Below are 9,854 nucleotides of genomic sequence, written 5' to 3' on the forward strand. Positions count from 1 at the left end.
ATTGCAATCGGCGCTGCAAACCCCATATTCATAGTCATGTCATTGAAAGTGTTCGATCTCCAGTGCGAGGCGGGCCATGTCTTCGAGGGCTGGTTCGCGTCGGCCGACGACTACGACGCGCAGCGCGCCCGGGGCATCCTGGCGTGCCCGGTTTGCGATAGTCATCAGGTCAATAAAATGCTGTCCGCGCCCCGTCTCAACATGGGGCGCGGCCAACCTGGTTCCGTCGATGCGCCGCCATCGCGGCCGACTGACGAGGTCGAGCCCGGCCACGCCGCGGGCCCCGAATATATGGCCCGGATCCAGGCCCAGGTGCTCAAGCACGTGCGCGAACTGGTGCGCAACTCCGAAAATGTGGGCGACCGTTTCGCCAACGAGGCGCGGCGCATGCACGAAGGCGAGATCGAGCACCGCGCCATCCGCGGCTCGACCACACTGCGCGAGCGCGAAGAACTGGCGCGCGACGGCATCGCCGTAATGCCCATACCCGATTTCCTCGACGACGACCGGCTGCAATAGAAGCTGCAAGTCCGGACGCGGTGCCGTATCCGAGGCAAAAAAATAGCGCCGCATGGGCGCTATTTTTTTGCCTGGGCGTCGCCTTACATGACGCGGCTGCGGTACTCGCCCGTGCGGGTGTCGATCTCGATCTTGTCGCCGATGGTGCAGAACAGCGGCACGCTGAGTTCCTTGCCGGTGTTGATGGTGGCGGGCTTCAGGACCTTGCCGGAGGTATCGCCCTTGACGGCGGGCTCGGTGTAGGTGATTTCGCGCACGATGATGGTGGGCAGCTCGACCGAGATGGCGCGGCCCTCGTAGAAGACGACTTCGACGGTCATGCCTTCTTCGAGGTAGTCGAGCGCATCGCCCATGCTGTCGGCCTCGACCTCGTACTGGTTGTACTCTTCGTCCATGAAGACGTACATGGGGTCGGCGAAGTACGAGTAGGTGCACTCTTTGTGCTCCAGCACGACGACTTCGAATTTCTCGTCGGCCTTGTAGACCGATTCGCTGCCCGAGCCGCTGAGCAGGTTCTTGAACTTGAGCTTGACCACGGCCGCATTGCGGCCCGACTTGTTGTATTCGGCCTTCTGGACGACCAGGGGTTGGTCTCCGACCATGATCACGTTGCCAACGCGCAATTCTTGTGCGGTTTTCATCTTGGGAAAAACTCCGGGATAGATTTGCTCCAGCTATACATGAGCGGACCGGAGCATTGCTTACAAAACTCCCTATTTTAACCGCTGCGCAGTTTTTCCGTGCAAAACGTCATCAGGCGCTCGGCCAGGCTGGTCTGCGAAGCCAGCCGCTCGTGCAATAGCTGTGTTTCATGGCGCCATTGCTGCCAGGAATCGTTCTTCAATGCTTGCTCCAGGCCTTGCGACACGCCGGCTTCATCGCCGGTGTTCCAGGCCCTCATGAGGGATGCAGTCGACAGAGAAAACTGCGCTCGTTGCAGCCAGGCATCGAGCTTGGCCAAGTGGGCGTCTTCCTCTTGTCGATAGATATGCCAAAGAAACGGCTGTTGCGCCCAGATGGCGCGAACCAGAGAGTCCTCGCCGCGTACGATGTTCAGGTCGCTGCCCCACAGCAGCCGGTCGAAATCGTCCTGATCGACGAACGGGCTTTCGAATACTTGCAACGTGTCGCCTTGCAGGCCGGCCAGACCGGGCAGCACGCCTTGCGGCACGATTGCAACGGTGGGCCGGCCCGAGCGGATCAGGGCTCCGGTCAGCGCGCCTGCGGGCGCGTCGCCATAGCAGAATACGAAGGCCTGCCGCCACCCCGCCTGCAACTTATCCCTCAGCGCGCTCGGCATGCCGATCCGGCGCAGCAGCCGCCAGCGCCGGTCGGGCTCGGCCAGCCAGTCGCTTCGCGTGGCGGCCAGGGCGGGTTCGCGCAGCAGGCCGCCCGTAGCCTCCGTGAAGCCCGGAAAAAAGAAGTACTTCTTGAGCCCGCTGGCCTGCAGCGAGGGCAGGGCATGGCACTCTTCTATCCAGTCCTCGGCGCTCAGGTATTCGAGGTTGATCCAGAGGTTGTCGCGCATGCACGCGAGAAAACCGGCGGGCGGGCTGCAGGCGAATGCCTCGATGACGACCGCATGCGGCTGGACCGCGGGCGCCGGATCGATCCAATGCAACAGTTCCACCCCGGCCACCTGCTGCCGCGGGGCGCCTGCATCGACGCCGCGCTCGATGCGGGCGAAGCTGGCCAGGTCGTCGACCCAGAGCCGGACCGGCCCCGCTGCGGGGTGGCGTGCCAGCTGCCTGGCCAGCCGCCAGCACACGCCGATGTCGCCGTAATTGTCCACGACCCGGCAGAAGATGTCGAAGCCGGGCTTGGTCATGTCGTATCGAGCGAAGCCGGACCGGGAGGCGGCGGGCCGGACGCGTTCAATGGAAGTTCAGCGGATTGACGTCGATCTCGTCCGGCAGCTCGGGATGCTGCATTTCACCCAGGGGATCGGGGAAATAGGGCGCGCCGCAATCGTCGCAGAACTCGGCGCGGAACAGCCCCGGCAACTGGCGCACATCGGTGACGCCCTGCTCTTTGAGCAGCGCCGCGATCTCTTCGGGGATGCTGGCCTGCTGCGTATCGAGAATGTCGGCGACGGCTTCTTCCTTGCTGAGCACCGGCCAGATGCACCCATAGATGACGTCGGCGCTGTGGACCGTGCTGAAGCCGATGCGGTATTCCTCGACAGAGGATTCCCCGCAGGCGACGACCGTGGCCCGGATCTGGTTGCCCGGCAGGCCGGCCGCGGTTTGCAGCCAGGTGGCGGCGGCTTTCAGCGCCAGTGGCCGGATGCGCCGGTCGGCTTCGCGGCTGCTGATGTAGTAGGCGTCCGGTTGCAGGTATTCGATGCTGCAGCCCGTGAACAGGGGAGGCAGTATTTCGGCGCACGCGGCTTGCCATGCTTCGAAGCACTGCTCGCGGCTGACGACCGCGTCCGGTGCGCCCGCCTGCCAGCGAAACAGCGCTTCGCCCTTGGGCACCGCAATGGCGCCGACGATGAAGCGCGCGTCCGCCAGCATGCCGTCGGTCGGCGGGGCCGGCCGGATGAGGCTGTTTTCGCTTTTTTGCTTCAGCGCCGCCCGGCCCAGCCGCTGCGTCCATTCCAGGGTTTCGTGGAATGACTGCGGCATCTGGTCGAAATTGAGCATTTCGGAAAGCAGCGCCAGTTGGGCGTTTTCGGCGACGATGTGCGCATGCAACTGGCGCGCCAGGGTATCGAGCAGCGGTTTCAGGTCGTAGGATCTGGGCAGCTGATAGCGCGTCCATGCCACGACCGGGGCGCAGAAAAGCAGAACGTCGTAATCGCGTCCTTCGTGCGTCAAGGTGGTGGATTCAGAATGGGTCTCGACCTGCTCGATGAGAATTTCGTAGGCTTCGGTGTTGGCGGCAAGCAGGTGCTCGAGCGTCGATTCGACAGCGTCGTTTCTTTTCTGTGTCAGCAGCTTGTTCAACTGGACCTGGAACAGGTTTTCCCAGTAGGCGTCTTCGAGCCGGCTGCCCGATCGGGCCAGCGATTCGGCCAGGACGGCCAGACGCTGGGCATCGCGTGACAACCGGGCGTGGGGGGTGGATCGGGTTTGAGTGGACATCGTAAGAAACGGGATATCAATACCTTAGTTTAACCCTGAGGCAGGGTTCAATGCAGAACCCCCCGGCACGCCCAGGGACGTGCCGGGGGGCAAGCGGATAGTGCGGATCAGGCCGCCAGCAGTTCGCGCAGCACATAGGGCAGAATGCCCCCGTGCAGGTAGTAGTCGACCTCTGTGGCGGTGTCGATGCGCAGCAGCATGGGCACCTGCTGGACGGAGCCATCGCTGCGGCGGATGGACAGCGTGACGTCCTGCTGCGGCTTGATGCCGTTCTCGAGCCCGGTGATGTCGTAGGTTTCCTGGCCGGTAATGCCCAGCGACTCGACACTGTCCTCGCCCTTGAACTGCAGGGGCAGCACGCCCATGCCGACCAGATTGCTACGGTGGATGCGCTCGAAGCTGCGCGCGATCACGGCCTTGACGCCCAGCAGCTGGGTGCCCTTGGCCGCCCAGTCGCGCGAGGAGCCCGTGCCGTATTCTTCGCCGCCAAACACCACGGTGTCCACGCCTTCGGCGATGTATCGCATGGCGGCGTCGTAGATGGACAGCCGCTCGCCGCTGGGTTGATGCAGGGTTTCGCCGCCCTCGAAGCGGCTGCCGTCGGCATTGGGCGGAATCATCAGGTTCTTGATGCGCACGTTGGCAAAGGTGCCGCGCATCATGACTTCGTGGTTGCCCCGGCGCGAGCCGTAGCTGTTGAAGTCCGCCTTGGATACGCCATGCGCCTTGAGCCATTGCCCGGCCGGCGAGGTCTCTTTGATGGAGCCGGCGGGTGAAATGTGGTCGGTGGTGACCGAGTCGCCGAAGATGGCCAGCGCGCGCGCGTTGCCGACCGGCGGCATGGGAGCCGGCGTCATGTTGAAATCGGTGAAGAAGGGCGGCTCGGCGATGTAGGTCGACTTGGGCCAGTCGTAGACGTCGCCGGTGACGCCGGAGATCTTCTTCCAGAGTTTGCCGGGATTGGACTGGATCTCGGCATAGTTGCTGCGGTACACCTGCGGGTCGAGCGCCTGGCTCAGCAGGGCTTCGACTTCGGCGTTGGTGGGCCAGATGTCGCCCAGCCAGACGTCGCCGTTCTTGCCCTGGCCCACGGGTTCGGTCATGAGGTCGCGCATGACGGTGCCGGCCAGCGCATAGGCCACCACCAGCGGCGGCGAACCCAGGAAGTTGGCCTTGATGTTGGGATGGATGCGCGCCTCGAAGTTGCGGTTGCCCGACAGCACGGCGGCGCAGACCAGCCCGTTCTGGGTGATGACTTCGTTCAGGTCGGGTGTAAGGTCGCCGGCATTGCCGATGCACGTGGTACAGCCGTAGGCCGCCACGTTGAACCCGAGCTTTTCAAGGTAGGGAAGCAGGCCGGTTTTGGTGAGATAGTCGGTGACCACCCGCGAGCCGGGGGCCAGCGAGGTCTTGATGTGCTTGGGCACCTTCAGGCCCGCCTCGACCGCCTTCTTGGCCATGAGGCCCGCCGCGAGCAGCACGCTGGGGTTGGAGGTATTGGTACACGAAGTGATGGCGGCAATGAGGATGTCGCCATTCTTGACCTGGGTGCCGGCGCTGCTGGTGAATACCTGATCGAGTTTTTCGGCCGGCTGGTTGAAGCCGTTGGCCGACTGCTCGATGAACAGGCCGGCGAAAGTCTGTTTGACCTCGCCGATTTCGATGCGGTCTTGCGGACGCTTGGGGCCGGCCAGCGAAGGCGTGACGGTTGAGAGGTCGAGCGTGACGAGCTGGCTGTACCGGATGTCTTTGGCCTGGGGCACGCCGAACATGCCCTGCGCTGTGAAGTAGGCCTTGAGGGCGTCGATCTCGTCCTGGGTGCGGCCGGTGCCTTCGAAGTAGCGCAGGGTGCGCTCGTCGACGGGGAAAAAGCCCATGGTGGCGCCGTACTCGGGCGCCATATTGCCGATGGTGGCGCGGTCGGTGACCGAAAGACTGGAGGTGCCCGAACCGCAGAATTCGACGAACTTGCCCACCACCTTCTGCTTGCGCAGCAGTTCAGTCAGGGTCAGGACCAGGTCGGTGGCGGTGACGCCGCCCCGCAGCTCGCCCTTGAGCTCGACGCCGACGACGTCGGGCGTGAGAATGTAGAGCGGCTGGCCCAGCATGCCGGCTTCGGCCTCGATGCCGCCGACGCCCCAGCCCACCACGCCGATGCCGTTGATCATGGTGGTGTGGCTATCGGTGCCCACCAGGGTGTCGGGGTAGTAGACGTTGCTGGCGGCATCGTGATGCACGCCGCGCGCCAGATGCTCGAGGTTGACCTGATGGACGATGCCGAAGCCCGGAGGCACGACGCCGAAAGTGTCGAAGGCCTGCATGCCCCATTTCATGAACTGGTAGCGCTCTTGGTTGCGCTGGAACTCGAGCTTCATGTTGAGGTCGAGGGCCTTGTTGGTGCCGAAGTAATCGATCATGACCGAGTGGTCGACGACCAGGTCGACCGGCACCATGGGCTCGATCTTTTTCGGGTTCTTGCCCATGCGGTCGGCCACCGAGCGCATGGCCGCGATGTCGGCCAGCAAGGGTACGCCAGTGAAGTCCTGCAGCACGACTCGCGCGACCACGAAAGGGATCTCGGTGACGCGCGGCGCGTTCGGCTGCCAGCCGGCGAGCTCTTTGACGTGCTGCTCGGTGATCTTTCTACCGTCGCAGTTGCGCAGCACGGACTCGAGCACGATGCGGATCGAGACGGGCAGGCGTTGCACGTCGATGCCCAGGGCCTTGCCCAGGGCGGGCAGCGAATAGAAGTTGGCCGATTTTTTTCCGATCTTGAACTTCTGCAGGCTATTGAAGGTGTTGTGCGGCATACTCTGCTCCGTGCTGATTGGCTGAAGGCGGGAATGGACGTTGAGGGGGCCGGCGGTACGGGCGAAGAGCCCGATTGAGCCTTTCGCCTATTTTATGCCCGTTTGCCGGCTCTTTGGCGAATAAGAAAATCCCCCGGCCACAGGGCGCGGGGGATGCCGGAAACAAAGCCTGGCGGGCGTCAGACGCCGACCGAGTCGGCGATTTCTTTGTACTCTTCGATCTGGTCGAAGTTGAGATAGCGATAGACTTCATCGCCGCTCTTGTCGATGACGCCCATGTCGGCCATGTACTCTTCCCGGGTCGGAATGCGGCCCAGGCGCGAGCAGATGGCGGCCAGCTCGGCCGAGCCGAGGTAGACGTTGGTGTTCTTGCCCAGGCGGTTGGGGAAGTTGCGGGTGCTGGTCGACATGACCGTGGCTCCTTCGCGCACCTGGGCCTGGTTGCCCATGCACAGCGAGCAGCCCGGCATTTCGGTGCGGGCGCCGGCGGTGCCGAAGACGCCGTAATGGCCCTCTTCGGTCAACTGCTGGGCATCCATCTTGGTGGGCGGCGCCACCCACAGCTTGACCGGGATGTCGCGCTTGCCTTCCAGCAGCTTGGAGGCGGCGCGGAAGTGGCCGATGTTGGTCATGCAGCTGCCGATGAAGACCTCGTCGATGACGGCGCCGGCAACGTCGGACAGCGTCTTGACGTCGTCGGGGTCGTTGGGGCAGGCGACGATGGGCTCGTGCACATCGGCCAGGTCGATCTCGATGACGGCTGCGTATTCGGCGTCGGCATCGGGCTCGAGCAGCTTGGGATCGGCCAGCCAGGCTTCCATGGCCTTGATGCGGCGGGCCAGCGAGCGCTCGTCTTCGTAGCCGTTGGCGATCATCCACTTGAGCATCACGATGTTGCTGTTGATGTACTCGATGATGGGTTCTTTGTTCAGGCGAACGGTGCAGCCGGCGGCCGAGCGTTCGGCCGAGGCATCGGACAATTCGAAGGCTTGCTCCACCTTGAGGTCGGGCAGGCCTTCGATTTCGAGGATGCGGCCCGAGAAGACGTTCTTCTTGCCCTGCTTGGCGACGGTGAGCAGGCCCTGTTTGATGGCGTACAGCGGAATTGCGTTGACCAGGTCGCGCAGGGTGACGCCGGGCTGCATTTTGCCTTTGAAGCGCACCAGCACTGATTCAGGCATGTCCAGCGGCATGACGCCGGTGGCGGCGGCAAAGGCCACCAGGCCCGAGCCGGCCGGGAAGGAGATGCCGATGGGGAAGCGGGTGTGCGAGTCGCCGCCGGTGCCGACGGTGTCGGGCAGCAGCATGCGGTTGAGCCAGCTGTGGATGACGCCGTCGCCGGGACGCAGCGAGATGCCGCCGCGGGTGCTGATGAACTCGGGCAGGGTGTGGTGCGTCTTGACGTCGACGGGCTTGGGATAGGCGGCCGTGTGGCAGAAGGACTGCATGACGAGGTCGGCCGAGAAGCCCAGGCAGGCCAGGTCCTTGAGTTCGTCGCGGGTCATGGGGCCGGTGGTGTCCTGGCTGCCCACGGAGGTCATCTTGGGCTCGCAATAGGTGCCGGGGCGCACGCCCTGGCCCTCGGGCAGCCCGCAGGCGCGGCCGACCATCTTTTGCGCCAGGGTGAAGCCCTTGCCCGAGTCTTCGGGGTTCTTGGGTAGGCGGAACAGGGTGGAGGGCGGCAGGCCCAGCGCTTCGCGCGCCTTGGCGGTGAGGCCGCGGCCGATGATCAGCGGAATGCGGCCGCCGGCGCGCACTTCATCGAACAGCACGTCGGACTTGAGTTCGAACTCGGCGATGACTTCGCCGTTCTTCAGCGCCTTGCCTTCATAGGGACGCAGTTCGACCACGTCGCCCATGTCCATCTGGGATACGTCGAGCTCGATGGGCAGGGCGCCGGCGTCTTCCATGGTGTTGTAGAAGATGGGGGCGATCTTGCCGCCCAGACAGACGCCGCCGAAGCGCTTGTTGGGGACGTAGGGAATGTCTTCGCCGGTGAACCACAGGACGGAGTTGGTGGCCGACTTGCGCGAGGAGCCGGTGCCCACGACGTCGCCGACGTAGGCCACGAGATGGCCTTTTTCTTTCAGGTTTTCGATGAACTGCACGGGGCCGCGCTTGCCGTCTTCTTCGGGCTGGAACGGGGCGCCTTCGCGGCGGTTCTTGAGCATGGCCAGGGCATGCAGGGGGATGTCGGGACGCGTGGTGGCGTCGGGTGCGGGCGAGAGGTCGTCGGTGTTGGTTTCGCCCGGCACCTTGAAGACGGTGACGGTGAGGCTTTGCGGGACTTCGGGACGGCTGGTGAACCATTCGCCATCGGCCCAGCTTTGCATCACGGCCTTGGCGTTGGCGTTGCCTTTCTGGGCCTTTTCCTGGATGTCGTGGAAGGCGTCGAAGACGAGCAGGGTGTTCTTGAGGCCCTGGGCGGCGGTGGCGCCGAGTTCGGCGTCGTCGAGCAGTTCGATGAGCGGGGCGACGTTGTAGCCGCCCAGCATGGTGCCCAGCAGTTCGGTGGCCTTCTGGCGGCTGATGAGGGGGCTGGATGCCTTGCCGAAGGCGACGGCGGCCAGGAAGGAGGCCTTGACCTTGGCGGCATCGTCGACGCCGGCGGGCACGCGGTGCGTGATGAGTTCTACCAGGGCAGCCTCTTCGCCGGCGGGCGGCGCCTTGAGCAGTTCGACGAGGTCGGCGGTTTGTTGCGCCGACAGGGGAAGGGGAGGAATGCCCAACGCAGCGCGTTCGGCAACGTGTTGGCGATATGTTTCCAGCATGAGGCGTGCCTTTTTGATCTTGGAGATTGAATAGGTGCTTGCCTCAATTGTATTCGGAAGGCGGGTTTCAGGCAAATGTCTTATGTCTTATATCTTATATAAGACTTGGGCTTGTGGGATTTTGGGGATTTTGTTTACAGGGGCTTGAGGGAGAGTCCGGGATGCGGGTTTTGACGACATCGGTGGTTTTGGTCGCCAAGTCTTGGTGTCGGTGGCCATTCTCTGGGTCCTTCAGACGGAACCCTACGCCACCAGATCCTGATATTCCGGATGGCGCTTGATATACACGGCCGCGTAAGAACACACGGGCCGCACTTTCCAGCCGCGGCTGCGCGCCGTGTCGAGGGCGTGGCGGGTGAGGTCGGCGGCGATGCCTCGGCCGCCGACCGCTGCCGGCACGCCCGTGTGCGTGATGGTCATGACGTTGCCGCTCAGTTGGTAGTCGAGCACCGACAAGGCACCGTCTTCGGTCCATTCGAAGCGCCGCTGGTTCTCGTTGAATTCAATGGCTCGGCTCATGAGGCTTTACTCCGGTCAGATGACGTACAGGTCGACGTATTCGTGGACCGGCATGGCTTCGAGCCGCGCCTGGTCCAGCGAGACATCCAGGATACGCGCTTGCTGCCTGGCCGCAAAGCGCCGGGCCAGGTTGGTGCGGAACTTGGCCT

7 protein-coding genes are annotated in these 9,854 nt (G+C 63.8%); 1 reads left to right on the plus strand and 6 read right to left on the minus strand.

Translation table 11 applies throughout. The features are described 5' to 3' along the window. The first annotated feature begins 36 nt into the window (after nt 1–36). Entirely contained in the window at nt 37–519 is a 483-nt protein-coding gene (locus tag CSC67_RS09815; protein ID WP_118994322.1) for a DUF1178 family protein, read from the plus strand. An 83-nt stretch (nt 520–602) separates the two neighbouring features. Here the strand turns inward: CSC67_RS09815 and efp are convergent, their stop codons facing one another. From efp to CSC67_RS09845, 6 genes are all read right to left on the minus strand, one after another. After that, nucleotides 603–1,160, minus strand: coding sequence for an elongation factor P (efp, locus tag CSC67_RS09820; RefSeq protein WP_118994323.1), 558 nt, complete (start codon nt 1,158–1,160; stop codon nt 603–605). 77 nt (nt 1,161–1,237) lie between these two features. Beyond that, on the minus strand, nt 1,238–2,347 hold the full coding sequence (earP, locus tag CSC67_RS09825) for an elongation factor P maturation arginine rhamnosyltransferase EarP (RefSeq protein ID WP_118994324.1): 1,110 nt from the start codon (nt 2,345–2,347) through the stop codon (nt 1,238–1,240). A gap of 46 nt (nt 2,348–2,393) precedes the next feature. Beyond that, entirely contained in the window at nt 2,394–3,605 is a 1,212-nt protein-coding gene (locus CSC67_RS09830) for a DUF2863 family protein (RefSeq protein WP_118994325.1), read from the minus strand. Between the two features lie 107 nt (nt 3,606–3,712). Then, the gene (acnA, locus tag CSC67_RS09835; RefSeq protein WP_118994326.1) at nt 3,713–6,415 is read right to left on the minus strand and encodes an aconitate hydratase AcnA; all 2,703 of its coding nucleotides are present in this window, start codon (nt 6,413–6,415) and stop codon (nt 3,713–3,715) included. Nucleotides 6,416–6,594: 179 nt separating this feature from the next. Continuing rightward, nucleotides 6,595–9,186 (minus strand): bifunctional aconitate hydratase 2/2-methylisocitrate dehydratase, encoded by a 2,592-nt coding sequence (acnB, locus tag CSC67_RS09840; RefSeq protein WP_118994327.1) that lies wholly within the window; start codon nt 9,184–9,186, stop codon nt 6,595–6,597. 243 nt (nt 9,187–9,429) lie between these two features. After that, nucleotides 9,430–9,705, minus strand: coding sequence for a GNAT family N-acetyltransferase (locus CSC67_RS09845; RefSeq protein WP_118994328.1), 276 nt, complete (start codon nt 9,703–9,705; stop codon nt 9,430–9,432). Nucleotides 9,706–9,854: the final 149 nt, after the last annotated feature.

This window comes from Pusillimonas caeni (assembly GCF_003545815.1).
GTDB classification, from domain to species: Bacteria; Pseudomonadota; Gammaproteobacteria; order Burkholderiales; family Burkholderiaceae_B; genus Pusillimonas; species Pusillimonas caeni.